Annotated in this window: 15 protein-coding genes; all 15 read right to left on the bottom strand. The window is 75.7% G+C overall.

Annotated elements, in window-relative coordinates; translation table 11 throughout:
* Positions 1-28: 28 nt before the first annotated feature.
* A complete protein-coding gene (gene panC, locus CK505_RS09130) occupies positions 29-916 on the bottom strand; it encodes a pantoate--beta-alanine ligase (RefSeq protein WP_095650872.1) in 888 nt (295 codons plus the stop codon).
* Complete coding sequence (locus CK505_RS09125; protein WP_095650871.1) at positions 913-1,869, bottom strand: Rossmann-like and DUF2520 domain-containing protein; 957 nt, start codon at positions 1,867-1,869, stop codon at positions 913-915. The genes panC and CK505_RS09125 overlap by 4 nt, the downstream gene beginning before the upstream one ends.
* Positions 1,866-3,392 carry a PH domain-containing protein gene (locus tag CK505_RS09120; protein ID WP_141246797.1) on the bottom strand — a complete coding sequence of 509 codons (1,527 nt, stop codon included), beginning with the start codon at positions 3,390-3,392 and terminating at the stop codon, positions 1,866-1,868. Before CK505_RS09120 ends, CK505_RS09125 begins: the two co-directional genes overlap by 4 nt.
* Positions 3,389-3,901: a PH domain-containing protein gene (locus tag CK505_RS09115; protein WP_031282261.1), complete on the bottom strand. Its 513-nt coding sequence runs from the start codon at positions 3,899-3,901 to the stop codon at positions 3,389-3,391. The genes CK505_RS09120 and CK505_RS09115 overlap by 4 nt, the downstream gene beginning before the upstream one ends.
* Before the next feature lie 10 nt (positions 3,902-3,911).
* On the bottom strand, positions 3,912-4,481 hold the full coding sequence (locus CK505_RS09110) for a DUF3180 domain-containing protein (RefSeq protein ID WP_017832032.1): 570 nt from the start codon (positions 4,479-4,481) through the stop codon (positions 3,912-3,914).
* A 12-nt stretch (positions 4,482-4,493) separates the two neighbouring features.
* Entirely contained in the window at positions 4,494-5,024 is a 531-nt protein-coding gene (gene folK, locus CK505_RS09105; protein WP_017832033.1) for a 2-amino-4-hydroxy-6-hydroxymethyldihydropteridine diphosphokinase, read from the bottom strand.
* 1 nt (position 5,025) lies between these two features.
* Positions 5,026-5,487 (bottom strand): dihydroneopterin aldolase, encoded by a 462-nt coding sequence (gene folB, locus CK505_RS09100; RefSeq protein ID WP_017832034.1) that lies wholly within the window; start codon positions 5,485-5,487, stop codon positions 5,026-5,028.
* Positions 5,484-6,428, bottom strand: a complete 945-nt coding sequence (folP, locus tag CK505_RS09095) for a dihydropteroate synthase (protein ID WP_095650870.1) — start codon at positions 6,426-6,428, stop codon at positions 5,484-5,486. The genes folB and folP overlap by 4 nt, the downstream gene beginning before the upstream one ends.
* Before the next feature lie 4 nt (positions 6,429-6,432).
* Complete coding sequence (folE, locus tag CK505_RS09090) at positions 6,433-7,188, bottom strand: GTP cyclohydrolase I FolE (protein ID WP_095650869.1); 756 nt, start codon at positions 7,186-7,188, stop codon at positions 6,433-6,435.
* A gap of 12 nt (positions 7,189-7,200) precedes the next feature.
* Complete coding sequence (ftsH, locus tag CK505_RS09085; protein ID WP_035926025.1) at positions 7,201-9,321, bottom strand: ATP-dependent zinc metalloprotease FtsH; 2,121 nt, start codon at positions 9,319-9,321, stop codon at positions 7,201-7,203.
* 194 nt (positions 9,322-9,515) lie between these two features.
* On the bottom strand, positions 9,516-10,067 hold the full coding sequence (gene hpt, locus CK505_RS09080; RefSeq protein ID WP_017832038.1) for a hypoxanthine phosphoribosyltransferase: 552 nt from the start codon (positions 10,065-10,067) through the stop codon (positions 9,516-9,518).
* Positions 10,057-11,172 (bottom strand): tRNA lysidine(34) synthetase TilS, encoded by a 1,116-nt coding sequence (tilS, locus tag CK505_RS09075; protein ID WP_095650868.1) that lies wholly within the window; start codon positions 11,170-11,172, stop codon positions 10,057-10,059. The genes hpt and tilS overlap by 11 nt, the downstream gene beginning before the upstream one ends.
* Complete coding sequence (locus CK505_RS09070; protein WP_017832040.1) at positions 11,169-11,648, bottom strand: hypothetical protein; 480 nt, start codon at positions 11,646-11,648, stop codon at positions 11,169-11,171. Before CK505_RS09070 ends, tilS begins: the two co-directional genes overlap by 4 nt.
* A gap of 126 nt (positions 11,649-11,774) precedes the next feature.
* On the bottom strand, positions 11,775-12,956 hold the full coding sequence (locus CK505_RS09065) for a zinc-dependent metalloprotease (protein ID WP_095650867.1): 1,182 nt from the start codon (positions 12,954-12,956) through the stop codon (positions 11,775-11,777).
* A gap of 45 nt (positions 12,957-13,001) precedes the next feature.
* The coding region (gene dacB / locus CK505_RS09060) for a D-alanyl-D-alanine carboxypeptidase/D-alanyl-D-alanine-endopeptidase (protein ID WP_141246796.1) at positions 13,002-14,454 on the bottom strand (1,453 nt) is incomplete at its 5' end.

Here is a 14,454-nt window from a genome sequence, read left to right as displayed (position 1 = left end):
GGGGAGGGTCAAATCCCGGCCGGGGCCCTCACAGCACGAGGTTGTCGATCAGCCGGGTGCCGCCCACGTGGGCGGCCACGAGGGCGAGGGCGCCGGGCGCCGGCTCGACCGGCGCCAGGGTGCGGGGGTCGACGACGACGAGGTAGTCGAGCCGGACCCCGTCCTCGGTGTCGATCCGCCGCCGGGCGGCCTCGAGCTCCAGCTCCCCGGCGGCGAGCGCCCGCAGGGTGCGCGGGAGCACGAGCGCGGAGCGGCGCTGAGCGGCGTCGAGGTAGCGGTTGCGGGAGGACAGGGCCAGCCCGTCGTCGTCGCGCACGATGGGCACGGGCCGGACGGTGACGGGCAGGTCGAAGTCGGCGACCATCCGGCGCACGAGGAGCAGCTGCTGGGCGTCCTTCTCCCCGAAGTACGCCCGGAACGCGGCCGGCCCGGGCGGGGCGGTGATGTTGAGCAGCTTGTTGACCACGGTCAGGGCGCCGTCGAAGTGGCCGGGGCGGCTCGCGCCGTCGAGCACGGCGCCGAGCCGGCCGGAGGTGACGCGCACGAGGGGCTCCCCGTCCGGGTACATCTCCGCCGTCGACGGGGCGAAGACGAGGTCGGCGCCGAACCGGCGGAGCAGCTCGACGTCGGCCTCGAGGGTGCGCGGATAGCGCTCGAAGTCCTCGTCGGGGCCGAACTGCAGCGGGTTCACGAAGACCGAGACCGCGACCACGGTGTTCTCCTGCCGGGCGAGGCGCACCAGGTGGCCGTGCCCCTCGTGCAGGGCGCCCATGGTGGGCACGAGGCCCAGGGACGCCCGCTCACCGGGCGCCCCGTCCCGGGCCGCGCCGAGCCGGTCGGCCAGCGCGGCCCGGAACTCCTCGATGCCCCGGCAGACGCGGGGGACGCCGGTGGGGGCGCCGGTGGGGTCGCTCACAGGGTGTCCTCTCCGTCGGTGCCGCGGGTGCCGTCGGTGCCGTCGGTGTCCCGGGTGAGCTCGAGGGCGGCGAGCACGGCGTCGTAGCGCGGGCGGTCGAGCAGGCCGCGGTCCAGGGCGCGGCGGGCGGTGACGCGGGCGAGGTCCAGGTAGGCGAGCAGGACGTCGTCGCTCCCGTGGCCGTGGGCGTACTCGTCGAGGGCGTCCCGGTGGGCGGCCACGGTCCCGGCGTCGCCGCGGGCCACGGGTCCTGTGAGCGCGGACTCCCCCGCGGCCAGGGCGTTGTCCAAGGTCGCGCGCAGCAGGGGCCCCACCATCCGGTCGGGGCGCTCGACGCCGATGTCGCGGAGCACCTGCATGGACTGTCCGGCGACGGTCATCAGGTGGTTGGCGCCGTGGGCGAGGGCCGCGTGGTAGAGCGGGCGGTCGGCCTCCGCGACGACCACCGGCTCGGCGCCCATCTCGACCACCAGCGCCTGGGCGATGGGCAGCACCGGTCCCGGGGCCGTGATCCCGAACGAACAGTCGCTCAGCCGGGCAAGGTCCAGGCTCATGCCCGTGAAGGTCATGGCCGGGTGGATCGCGAGCGGGATCGCCCCGAGCCGGCGGGCCGGGTCCAGGACGCGGGTGCCCCAGCGGCCCGCGGTGTGCACCACGAGCTGCCCGGCCTGCCACAGCCCGGCGTCGGCGAGGCCCTGCACGAGCCCGGGCAGCTCGTCGTCGGGCACGGCGAGCAGCACGAGCTCGGCGCGCTCGAGCACGGACGGGACCTCGAGGACGGGCACGCCGGGCAGGAGGGCCTCGGCCCGGTCCCGGCTGGCCTCGGAGACGGCGTTGACGCCGACGACGGCGTGGCCGGCGGCGCGCAGCGCGGCGCCCAGGACGGCGCCCACCTTCCCGGCGCTGACGACCCCGACCCCGAGGCGTCCCGGGCGGTCGGACGGGTGGCTCATGGTCTCTCCTGGCGGGGGGTGTGGGGGTGGCTCGGGCCGTCGGCCAGTCTACGGGCCCCGGCCGCGTGCACCGCCTGGGCCGCGGCGAGCGCCCGGGCGTCCCCGGCGTCGAGATGCGGGACCATGACGCTCACGGGCCCCGGCGTGGAGTGCAGCTGGACGTCGGCGAGCCCCAGGGCCCGCTCGAGCGGGCCCTGGCTCACGGCCACCGACTGGGTCTTCTCGTGCGGCAGCACGGCGGTGCGCCGGCTCAGCCGCCCGGACCGGACCGCGAGGACGTCCTCGGTCGCGGCGAAGCCCGTCCGGCGGTGCACGAGGGGGTCGAGCCACCGGGCCCGGCGCGGAGAGGTGGTGAACCGGCCCTGCGCGCCCAGGCCGTGCAGGCCCTCCCGCAGCAGCGCGGCGAGGTCACCGTCCCGGGCGCCGGGCAGCGCGAGGTGCAGGACCTGGTGCACCTGGGGCAGGGTTCCGACGGGCAGCAGGGTCGAGCGCATGGCGTCGCCCTCCCCCGCCGCGGGCCCGTAGCCGGCCACGTTGACCCGCACCCGGTACCAGCCGAAGGGCCGCCAGAGCAGCGGCTGGTCCACGCCCACCGCCTGGATCCGCCCCGCCGGGACGGTCTGGGAGCGGACGCTGAACAGGCCGTAGCGCACGCGCATGCCCTCGGGGACGCGCAGCAGCCGGAAGTGGTAGCCCTGCTCGACCCGGCGGTAGGAGACCGCACCGAAGCTGATCAGCCCGGGCAGCCAGGCGGCGAGCATCGCCGGGGCGGCACGGGCGTCCACCAGCAGGGCGGCCGGTGCGGCGGCCAGCAGCACGGCCAGGGCGACCGACGAGCCCGAGGCGAGCACGGAGCCGATCAGCCGCGGCACCGGCACGCCGAGCACCGGGCGCTCCTGGTCCCCGGTGACCGCCCAGGGGGCCGGTCGCCGCACGGGCAGGCCGGGCGCCGCACCGGGTGCCGGGGCGGCGGGGTCCTGGCCCGGGGCGGCCAGGCCGAGCCGGCCCAGCAGCTCCCCGCGCAGCACGCGCGCCTGGGGGTGGGTGAGGTAGGACAGGGACACCGCGGACTGCCCGGCGTCGGCCACCTCGAACTTCAGCTCCGCCAGCCCCAGCAGCCGGGGCAGGAACGGGCGGTGGATGTCGATGGCCTGCACCCGGTCCAGCCGCGCCTGGCGCTCCTGCCGGAAGAGCACCCCGGAGCGGATCCGCACGTGCTCCGGGGTCACCTGGTAGCGGGTGAACCACCAGGAGACCAGCACGGCCGCGGCGAACACGAGGAGCACGACCGCCACGAGCCCGGCCAGCACCCACCAGAAGACGGCGCCCATCCGGGCCGGGTCGAAGTCCTGGGGCGGCACGGCGTCCCCGCGGCCGAGGAAGGCGTTGAGGAAGTCGTCGAGGAGGATGTTGACGAAGGCGCCCGCGATCACGACCATCGCGAGCCACCCCTTGACCACCGGGGTCAGCGGGTGGACACGGTGCCACTGCGGGGCCGGCGCGGGGGCGGGGGCAGCGCTCACAGGCCCGCCAGGAGGGCCTCGCCGCGCGCGGTGAGCCGCTCGCGCAGCCGGGACGCCTCGGCGTGCTCCACCCCCGGGATCTCGGCGTGGCTGCCCACGGCGGCGGTGTGCAGCTTCACGGTGGCCAGGCCGAAGCTGCGCTGCAGCGGGGAGACCGACACGTCCACGTACTGCATCCGGCCGTAGGGGATCACCGTGACCCGCTGGTAGAGCAGGCCGCGCCGCACGAGCAGGTCCTCGCCGCGCTCGGCGTAGCCGATCGCCCGGACCCGCCGCGGGGCCAGGAGCACGGAGAGCAGCCCGGCCGCCAGGACGGCCGCGGGCGGCAGCAGCAGCAGGCCCAGGGGGGCGCCGGACCAGACGCCCGTGGCCGCCAGCACCGCCGGCCAGCCGAGGGCGGCGAGCCAGAAGAGGGTGCTGAGGAGGGTGGAGAGCACCACCACGGAGAGGTGCTTGGGCGAGACCCGGGTCCAGGCCAGGCCCTCGGGGTCGATCGCGGGGTTGCTCAGGGGCACCCGGTCACCGGGCGTCCCCGCCACGGGGCCGCCGACGGGCTCGTGGGCGGATCTCTCGGGCATAACCACCTTCTCCCTCGGGAAGCTCCTTCTGCCGCCCCCTACGGTACTCGGCGCCCTCCTCCGCGTCGGGATCGTCCGGCGGCAGCTTGCAGAAGCCCTCCACGATCCAGCCCACCACCACGAGCACGAGCCCGGCCCCGGCGTGCACCAGGCTGGCCCACAGCGGGCCCTGCTCGGAGCGCACGGAGACCAGCGCGAGCTGCTCGACGGCCACGGCGGCGTGCCAGCCGGTCAGCATCGCCCCCGCCCAGGCCACCGCCTGCGCGCCGGCCGCGGTGCGGGCGGCCACGAGCGGGTCGAAACGCTCCGGGCGCGCTCCGTCCTGGTGCCGCTTGACCCGCACGCCCAGCACCAGCAGGGCCGCGGCCACGGCGGCGAGGGCCGCGAGCGAGGCCCACGGCAGGATCAGCAGCGGCCCGCCCGCGCCCGTGGACAGCCGGTTGGCGGTCCAGCCGACGGCGCCGGCGGCGGCGGCGCACATCAGCAGCGCCGGGACCGTGAGCACGTGCACGGCGGCTCCCCCTCAGTCCCCGTCCCCGCCGGGAGCGGGGTCCTCGGGCAGCAGGGGGATCGTGTCCGGCCCCAGTCCGCCGAGGTCCTCCGCCCGGCGGGCCAGCTCGGCGACGCTGCGCCCCTCGAGCGTCGCGCCGGGGTCCATGAGGGCCCAGGGCACGAGCACGAACGCGCGGGTGCCGGCGCGCAGGTGGGGCACGGTGAGGTCCGGCTCGTCCAGGCGCAGGTCCCCGTAGACCACGATGTCGACGTCGAGGGTGCGCGGGCCCCAGCGCTGCGTCCGGGTCCGGTGGTGGCGCTCCTCCACCTCCTGGCACGCCCGCAGCAGCCCGAAGGGGCTCAGCTCGGTCTCCACCTCGACGACCGCGTTCAGGTAGTCCCCCTGGCCGGCCGGTCCGCCGACCGGCCGGGAGCGCACGATGGGCGAGGCGCGGACCAGCGTGATCCGCGGGTGGGCGGCCAGCTCGAGGGCGGCGCCGCGGAGGGTGGCCTCCCGGTCGCCGAGGTTGGCGCCGAGGGCGAGGACGGCCCGGGTGCCCACCTCAGCGCTCCCGGTAGATCGTGACGGAGACGTCGGAGAACGTCACCTCGATGGGCGCCTTGGGCTTGTGCACGGTGACCTCCACCGCGTCGAGCGGGAAGCGGGCGAGCAGCCGCCGGGCGACCTGGTCGGCGAGGGTCTCGAGCAGGTTGACGCTGGGGCCGATGACGATGTCCCGCACCTCCTCGGCGACCTCGCCGTAGTGGGCGGTCAGGGCAACGTCGTCCGAGGCCCCCGCCGCGGCCAGGTCCAGGTACATGACGAGGTCCACGAAGAAGGGCTGGCCGCTGCGCTTCTCCTGGTCGAAGACCCCGTGGTAGCCCACCGCGCCGATGCCCAGGAGGTTGATCCGGTCCCGGCGGTCGGGGGCCCTGGTGGTGGACACCGGGACGTGCTGGCGGCCGGCCCGGTCCCCGGCGCGCATCCGGGCGGCGTCCGCGTCCTCGCGCGGCACGCGGTTCACCGGTCCGCTCCGGAGGACGCCGGCAGCACGCCGGCGTCGGCGGCGGGGCGCAGCAGGGCCGGCTCCACGCCGCGCCAGGCGTGCGCGGCGGCCACGGCGTCGGCGCTCGGGCGCACGGCGTGGACGCGCACGCACCAAGCGCCCGCGTGGGCGGACAGCGCGCTGATCGCGGCCGTCGCCGCGTCCCGCCCGGCCGCGGGGCGCGGTGCGCCGTCCTGCTCGAGCAGGGTGCCGAGGAAGCGCTTGCGGGACGCCGCGACGAGCACCTTGTGGCCGGTGGCCGTGAAGCGTGGCAGCGCCCGGAGCAGCTCCCAGTTCTGCGCCCCGCGCTTGTCGAAGCCCAGCCCGGGGTCCAGGACCAGCTTCTCGGGGGCCAGGCCGGCGGCCAGGCAGCGCTCCGTCAGCGCCTCGAGCTCCCCGAGCACCTCCCCGGCCACGTCGTGGTAGACGGCCCGGGAGTCCTGCACGTCGGGCAGGCCGCGGGCGTGCATGAGGACGTAGGGGGCCTGCCGCTCGGCGACCAGGTCGATCATGTCCTGGCTCGCGCGCAGCCCCGAGACGTCGTTGACGATGTGCGCCCCGGCGTCCAGGACGGCCTCGGCGGTCCCGGCGTGGAGGGTGTCGACGCTGAGCACCGCGCCCGCGGCGGCGAGGGCCTCGACCACGGGCAGGATCCGGCGCCGCTCCTCGGCGGGGTCGATCCGCTCGGAGCCGGGCCGGGTGGACTCGCCCCCGACGTCGACGATGTCGGCGCCCTCGGCGAGCATGCGCAGCCCGTGCGCGATCGCGGCCTCGTGCCCGGCGTGCTCGCCGCCGTCGCTGAAGGAGTCGGGGGTGACGTTGAGGATGCCCATGACCAGCGTGCGCCCGGTGGGCAGGTTCTCGAAGGAGCCCCAGCCGGAGGGCCGGTGCGCGGGGTCGGTGCGGAGGGGGGTCGTCATGTGCTCAGCGCCCCAGGATGAGGCTCATCGCCTCGGCGCGGGTGGCGGGCTCGCGCAGCTGTCCGCGCACGGCCGAGGTGACGGTCTTGGCGCCCGGCTTGCGCACCCCGCGCATGGACATGCACAGGTGCTCGCACTCGACCACCACGATCACCCCGGCCGGCTGGAGGTGCTCCACGATCGCCTCCACCACCTGGGTGGTCAGCCGCTCCTGGACCTGGGGCCGGCGGGCAAAGAGGTCCACGAGGCGGGCGAGCTTGCTCAGGCCGGTGACCATCCCGTCGTGGCCGGGGATGTAGCCCACGTGGGCGTGCCCGTGGAACGGGACGAGGTGGTGCTCGCAGGTCGAGTAGAAGGGGATGTCCTTGACGAGGACCATCTCGGAGTGGCCGATGTCGAAGGTCGTCCCGAGGATCTCGGCGGGGTCCTGGTGCAGGCCCGCGAACATCTCCGCGTACGCCCGCGCCACGCGCCCCGGGGTGCCCTGCAGGCCGTCCCGGTCCGGGTCCTCGCCGATCGCCAGCAGCAGCTCGCGCACGGCCGCCGCGACGCGCGGCTGGTCGACCGCCCCGGCGCCGGCCTCCAGCGCGGGGGCGGGGTCGGGGTACGGCGGGTCGAACGCCTCCGCGCGCAGGTCGTGCGCGCTCGTCTGCTTCGTGCGGGCCTCGTGGGGCAACGCGCCCTCCTTCGGGATCTGCCGGTGCGGCGGGGTCTGCCGGACGGGACGGGAGTCGGCGGACGCGACCGGCTGTCGCTCCATCCTAGGCCCGGCTCAGTCCGTGCCGGCCCCCGGGGCGCGCTCCGCGGAGGGTCCGGTGGTGCTCGAGGAGCCCGCCCCCTCCCCCGGGGGCACCGAGTGCCCGCGCTCCGGGACCTCGAGGGGGTGCTCCGGCTTCGCGGCGGCCGCCTGGTCCTGCGGGGCCAGGGTCGCGGGGTCCTGGGCGTGCAGCCGCCGGGCCTCCTCGCGCTCGGCCTGCGTGACCACGGGCGGGTCCTCGGAGAGCGGCCGGGTGTCCTTGGACAGCCACACGGGCCGCAGGTCCCGCTTGCGGATGTCGTGGAAGAGGTCCGCGATCTGCGCCTCGTTGAGCGTCTCCTTCTCGAGCAGCTCGAGGGCGAGCCGGTCGAGGACGGGACGGTTGTCCATGAGGATCGCGTGCGCCTCGTCGTGGGCCTGGTCCAGCAGGGCCCGCACCTCCTCGTCGACGATCGCGGCGGTGCGCTCGGAGTACTCCCGGCCCGAGCCGGCGGCGTCCCGGCCGAGGAACGGCTCGGAGCTGTCCCCGCCCAGCTTGATCGAGCCCACGCGGGCGCTCATGCCGTACTGGGTGACCATCTTGCGGGCCGTGTCGGTGGCCTTCTGGATGTCGTTGGACGCGCCGGTGGACGGGTCCCGGAACACGATCTCCTCCGCCGCGCGCCCGCCCATGGCGTAGGCCATCTGGTCGAGCAGCTCGTTGCGGGTGGTCGAGTACTTGTCGTCCATGGGCATGACCATGGTGTAGCCCAGGGCCCGGCCGCGGGGCAGGATGGTGATCTTCGTGACCGGGTCCGTGTTGCGCAGGGCCGCGGCCACGAGCGCGTGCCCGCCCTCGTGGTAGGCGGTGACCTTGCGCTCGAGCTCCTTCATGATCCGGCTGCGCTTCTGCGGACCGGCGATGACCCGGTCGATCGCCTCGTCCACGGCGCGGTCGTCGATGAGCTGGGCGTGGGAGCGGGCCGTCAGCAGCGCGGCCTCGTTCATCACGTTGGCGAGCTCGGCGCCCGTGAAGCCGGGGGTGCGCTTGGCCACGGCGGCGAGGTCCACGTTGTCCGCGAGCGGCTTGCCCTGCGAGTGCACCCGGAGGATCTGCAGGCGGCCCTTCATGTCGGGGGCCTCCACGCCGATCTGGCGGTCGAAGCGGCCCGGGCGCAGCAGCGCCGGGTCCAGGACGTCGGGGCGGTTGGTCGCGGCGATCAGGATGACGTTGGTGGTGGCGTCGAAGCCGTCCATCTCGACGAGCAGCTGGTTGAGGGTCTGCTCGCGCTCGTCGTTGCCGCCGCCCATGCCCGCGCCGCGCTGGCGGCCCACGGCGTCGATCTCGTCCACGAAGATGATGGCCGGCGCGTTCTCCTTGGCCTGCTGGAACAGGTCGCGGACCCGGGAGGCGCCCACGCCCACGAACATCTCGACGAAGTCGGAGCCGGAGATCGAGAAGAAGGGCACGCCGGCCTCGCCGGCCACCGCCCGCGCGAGCAGGGTCTTGCCGGTGCCGGGAGGGCCGTAGAGCAGCACGCCCTTGGGCACCTTCGCGCCGAGGGCGGTGAAGCGCTCCCGCTCCACCAGGAACTGCTTGATCTCGTCGAGCTCCTGCACGGCCTCGTCCGCGCCGGCGACGTCGGCGAAGGTCACCGTGGGGTTGTCCTTGTCGAACATCTTGGCCCGCGAGCGGCCGAAGCGCATGACCTGGGACCCGCCCCCCTGCATCCGGGAGAACACGAACCAGAAGATGGCGAGGATGATCAGGAACGGCAGCATGAAGCCGAGGAGGCTGGTGAACCAGTTCGACTCGACGGGCTGGTCCGTGAACCCCTGAAGGTCCGCCGCGTTCATCGCGTCGACGACCTCTTCCCCGCGCGGGGTGACGTAGTAGAACTCGACGCTGCGCCCGAGGTCGCGGCCGTCGAGGGAGAGGTCCTCCTCCAGCTGGAGCTCGACCTTCTGCTGGCCGTCGTAGATCTTCGCCTCGGCGACCTGGCCCTCGCGGAGCAGCTGCAGGCCGACGTTGGTGTCCACGCGCCCGGAGGAGCCCGTGGTGAGCGTGCCCACCAGGGGGAAGAGGATCAGAGCGGCCAGCAGGACCCAGAACCAGGGTCCTCTGAAGAAGTTGTTGGGTTTTTTCGCCGTGGCCAAGCCGCTGATCCTCCCGTGGATGGTTGTCCGGGCCCCCTCGAGCCCGTGCCCGCCCAGGGCCGGAGGTCCAGGGGACGCAGACCTACAATGTACAGCCCGGACTCGGGGTCGGGCCCCGGACGGGCCGGGAGTTCCCTGTCAGCGGACACCCGGCCCGGGAACCGCCGCGGCGCACGCCCGCCCGGGGCGCCGGCTCACTCGTAGACGTGCGGCGCCAGGGTCGCGATGCAGTCGAGGTTGCGGTACTTCTCGGCGTAGTCGAGCCCGTAGCCCACCACGAACTCGTTGGGGATGTCCCAGCCCACGTACTTGACGTCGATGGAGGTCTTCGCGGCCTCGGGCTTGCGCAGCAGGGCGCAGATCTCCACCGAGGCCGTGCCGCGGGACTCGAGGTTGGCGCGCAGCCAGGACAGGGTCAGGCCCGAGTCGATGATGTCCTCGACGATGAGCACGTCCCGCCCCGTGAGGTCCGTGTCCAGGTCCTTCAGGATGCGGACCACGCCCGAGGACTTGGTCCCGGAGCCGTAGGAGGACACGGCCATCCAGTCCATGGGGTACTGGCCCTGGAGCGCCCGGCACAGGTCGGCCATGACCATCACCGCACCCTTGAGCACGCCCACGAGCAGGACGTCCCGGCCCCGGTAGTCGGCGTCCACGGCGGCCGCCAGCTCGGCGATCCTCGTGTCGATGTCTTCCTTGCTGTACAGGACCTCGGTGAGATCCCCCTGGACGTCCTCAGCCTTCACGGCGCTCCTCGGGTGATGCGGATGCGGGTCGGGTGGCGCTCGCGGGCCGCGGGCGGACGAGCTCCAGGTGCCCCGGGCCACGGGTGCCCGCCGTCGGGCGGCGGCGCCACACCGACACCTTACCCGCCATCTGCACGGGCCCCGCGGCCCCGTGTCCCGCGGCGAACTCGTCCAGCGCGCCGAGCCGCTCGTAGGCCGGGGTCTGCCCGCCGGCGGCGACCACGGCCGCCGACAGGGCGCGGCGGCGCAGCGCGGGGTGCGCGGCCCGCACCGTGGCGAGGTCCAGGGCCAGGGAGCCGGGCAGCTCCGGGGCGGCGGCGCGGGCGCGCTCGAGCAGCTCCCCCGCGGCGCCGTCGAGGTAGTCCGCGTCGGGGCCGAGGATCGCGGCGGACCGGGCCAGGGCACGGGCCAGACCGGGGCCGAGCTCGTCCTCCAGCAGCGGGAGCACGCGGTGGCGGACCCGGGAGCGCATCAGGGTGGTGTCCCGGTTCGTGGGGTCGTGCCAGGGCTCGAGCTGCTCGGCGGCGCAGATCTCCAGGGTCTGCGCGCGGGAGAGGTCGAGGAACGGGCGGAGGTAGGTGACGCCGTCGAGCTCGCGCACGGGGGGCATCCCGGCCAGCGAGCGGGTGCCGGAGCCGCGGGCGAGGCCCAGCAGGACGGACTCCGCCTGGTCGTCCAGGGTGTGCCCGAGCAGCACGGCGTCGGCGCCCGTGCGCCCCACGACCTCCGCGATGCCCGCGTAGCGGGCGGTGCGGGCCGCCATCTCGGGGCCGCCCGCGTCCCGGCGCACGGTCACGGCCGTGACGACGACGGGCGCCAGCCCGGTCTGCTCGAGCGTGCGGGCGGCGCGGGCCGCGACCGCCGCGGAGTCCTCCTGGAGGCCGTGGTCGACCACCACGGCGCCCACGCGCAGCGTGCCGCGCCGGGCGAAGTGGGCCGCGGCGGCGGCCAGCGCGAGGGAGTCGGGGCCGCCGCTGCAGGCCACCAGCACGAGCGGGGGCTCCGCGGAGGTCCGGGGGACGTGCTGCCGGACGGAGTCGAGCACACGGCGCCGCCCCGCGGCGACGTCCGGGGACAGTCGGCCGCGGCGGGCGAACTGGGTCACCGGCGGGCGTCCTCGCGGTCGCTCGCGGCCTGCTGGTTCTGCGACTCCCGCACGGCCAGGCGCACGACCTTGGCGAGGGTCGGGGCGGTCTCGCCGAGCAGGTCCAGGGCGGCCTCGAGCTCGTGCCGCGGGACCACGTGCGCGAGGGCCGCGACGGCGTTGGTCTCGCTGTGGATGCCGGCCTGGATCTGCGTGGTCGACAGCACGGGCTGCGAGGCCTCGACCGCGGCGAGGACCTCCTCGATGTCCGGGGTGCCGATGCGCTGCTCCAGCATCACCAGGCGCTCGTAGACCGCTGGGTTGCCGATCTTGATCCGGCGGCCGCTGTTGAGCTGCGACAGCATGGGGGCGGAGAGGCCGAGGACCTCGGCCAGTCGCCGCTGCGTGATGCCGTAGGCCTGGACGACCGTGCCGAAGCGCTCCGACAGGGGCTGGCCGTACAGCTTGACCTGCTGTTCGATATTCTCTGTGCTCACGTAAAGATTTTGTCACACAAAGGTGATCCGGCCTACCGCGTGTCGCGCCGTGACCGAGGTCTCCGAGGCGGGGCGCCCCACCCCTAATGTGTATGAATCTGCATGTCAAACGGGGGTGCGTGGTGTCTACCACATTCCCGGCGGCTCCGGGGCGGGGAGGAGCCGGCGCGGCGGTGCGCCCGGGCCCAGCACGCGCTCGATCCAGCGCTCCGGGGCGTGGATCTCGGCCTCCGTGGGAAGGTGCTCCGGGGCCTCCCAGATCCGGTTGAACGACTCCAGCCCCACGGTCCCCACCACGGTCGTGACGAACCGCTGGCCGTCGCTGTACTGGCGCATCTTCGCGTCCATCCCGAGCAGGCGCCGGACGAAGCGGTCGAGGCTGCCCTGGAGCTCGGAGCGCCGCTCGAAGCGCCGCCGGATCGTCTTCACGGAGGGCACCACGGAGGCGTCCACCCCGTCCATCACGAAGTTCGCGTGCCCCTCGAGCAGGCTCATCACGGCGGTGAGGTGGGAGAGCACCTCCCGCTCCCGCCGCCCCATGAGCAGGCCCACCACGCCGAGGGAGGCCCGGGGCTCCTCCGCCCCCGCGCCGCGCCCGGGCAGGGAGCGGACCGCTTCCGTGAGCCGCGCCCCGAGGGTCTCGGCGTGCCCCATGAGGGAGTCGGCGAGCTCGTTGATCTGCTCGATCATGTGCTCGCGCAGCCACGGGGCCGCGGCGAACTGGACGCGGTGGGTCTGTTCGTGCAGGCAGACCCACAGCCGGAAGTCCTCCGGCTCGACGTTGAGCTCCCGCTCGACCGTGAGGATGTTGGGCGCGACGAGCATCAGCCGCCCGCCGGGGTGCCGCTGCGCGGCCACGGCGGAGACCAGCCCGGCGTACGGGTCGTACTGGCCCAGGACCTTCGCGGAGAGGAACCCGAGCACCGCCGCCATCTCCATGGCGGTGGCCGTGCCGCCGAGGGCGGTGGCGGCCGCGCCGAACTGCTCCGGGCGGCGCCGGCGCAGGGCCTCGACCGCCGGCTCCATGAGCACCTCGAAGGCCTGGGCGTTGGCCTTCGACCACCCGGCGCGGTCCACGACCAGCACGGTGGAGTCCCGCAGGTCCCGCGCCGCCTCGAGCCCGGTGATCCGGTGGACGTGGTCCACGGACGCCTCGGCGTGGCGGCGCATGGAGGCCACCGCCGCCTGCATGGCCCGGGCGGACATCCTCGGCCCCGGCGGCGTGAGCCGAGCGGCGGCTGAGGCCGCGAGGTCCCACCGGACGATCCCGGGCGCGTCCGTCTCCGGCGGTCGTTGTGCTGCGCTCATGGCCTCATGCAACCACACGCGCCTGGGAGCGCCCGGCGCGGGCCGTCACAGGAGGGCCAGGGCCGCCACCGCGCGGTCCACGGCGTCCCGGGCGGCGGCGGGGTCGGCGACCTCGTTGAGCACCACGGAGAACGTCAGCAGCCGCCCCCCGTCCGTGCTGACGTGCCCGCTGAGGGCGACCACGGAGTTCAGCGTGCCCGTCTTCGCCCGCGCCAGGCCTCGCCCGGGGCGCTCGGCGTCGTCGTCGAACCGGCCGGCGAGGGTCCCGCTGCCGCCGGCCACCGGGAGCGCCCGGGCGCCGGGGGTCAGCGCCCCCGTGGGGTCGGTGACCATGGCCCGCACGACCTGCTCGAGCGCGCGGGCGGGGATGCGGTTGCGCAGGGACATCCCGGACGCGTCGGAGAGCACGGCGCCCGGCGCCGGGACGCCGTGCGCCTCGAGCGCCGCGGCCGCGGCGGCACGGCCGCCGGCGATGCTCGCGGGCCGGTCCGCGGCCCGGGCCGCGAGCCGCGAGAGGACCTCGGCGAGGTGGTTGTCGGAGTCCTGCAGCATGAGCTCGGCCTGCTCGGCGAGGGTCGCGGACTCGACGGCGGCCAGCTCGGCCGCACCCTCGGGCGCCCGGCCGGGCGCGACCGCGGGGACGGAGGGCGCCCCGCCCCCGGGGAGCCGGGCCGCGAGCTCGGCCGCGAAGACCTCGGCGACGTCCTGCGCCGCGTCCACGGGCCGCTCCGCCGACGGGCCCTCCCCCGCGGGCACGCGGTGGGACCAGAACGCCATGGGCGCCACCGGCCCGATCTGCCCCGCCGCGACGTCCCCCGAGGCCCAGTCCTCGTTGACGTCCGGTCCGGCGAACAGGCTCGCGTCCCACCGCACGGCGGTGGGCCCGGCCGCCCCGCGCTCGGCGAGCGCCTCGGCCGTCTCCTGCGCCAGGGTCCGGATCCCGGCCCGGCCCAGCACGGCGTCCGGGTCGGAGCCGCCCGGGCTCAGCAGGGTGTCCCCGCCGGCCACCAGCACCACCGTGCCCGGCTCCGGCCCCTCGACCACCGTGGTGCGCAGGCGCCGGCCGGGGTCGGCGTGGGTGAGCAGGGACAGCGCCGTGACGAGCTTCTGGTTGGAGGCCGGGACCAGGGGCGCGTCCGCGTCCCGCTCGAGCAGCGGCTCCCCGGTGAGGGCGTCGGCCACGAGGACGGAGCGCCGTCCGGCGGTGCCGGCGAGCACGGGCTCCACCGCCGCGGCCACCTCGGCGGCGCCGGGCACGGGGGCGGCCGGGTCGGGGGGAACGGCCCCGGCGGGGGCGGGCGCCTCCGCGGGGAGGACGCGGGCCGCCGGGAGGTCGTCCCCGCCCAGGCCCAGCGCGGGGGCCCAGTGGGGGTGCAGCCAGCCCGCCACGCCCACGCAGCCGGCGGCGAGCAGCGCCGTCAGGGCGCGGTGACCGGGGCCCGGACGGGCCCGCGGCCGCCGTCGCCCGGCGGGGGGACCGTGGCGTCGGGGACTGCTC

Source organism: Kocuria sp. WN036 (genome assembly GCF_002287015.1).
Lineage (GTDB): Bacteria > Actinomycetota > Actinomycetes > Actinomycetales > Micrococcaceae > Kocuria > Kocuria rosea.
Note: the sequence above shows the minus strand (reverse complement) of the source record. Positions and strands in the feature narration are given on the sequence as shown.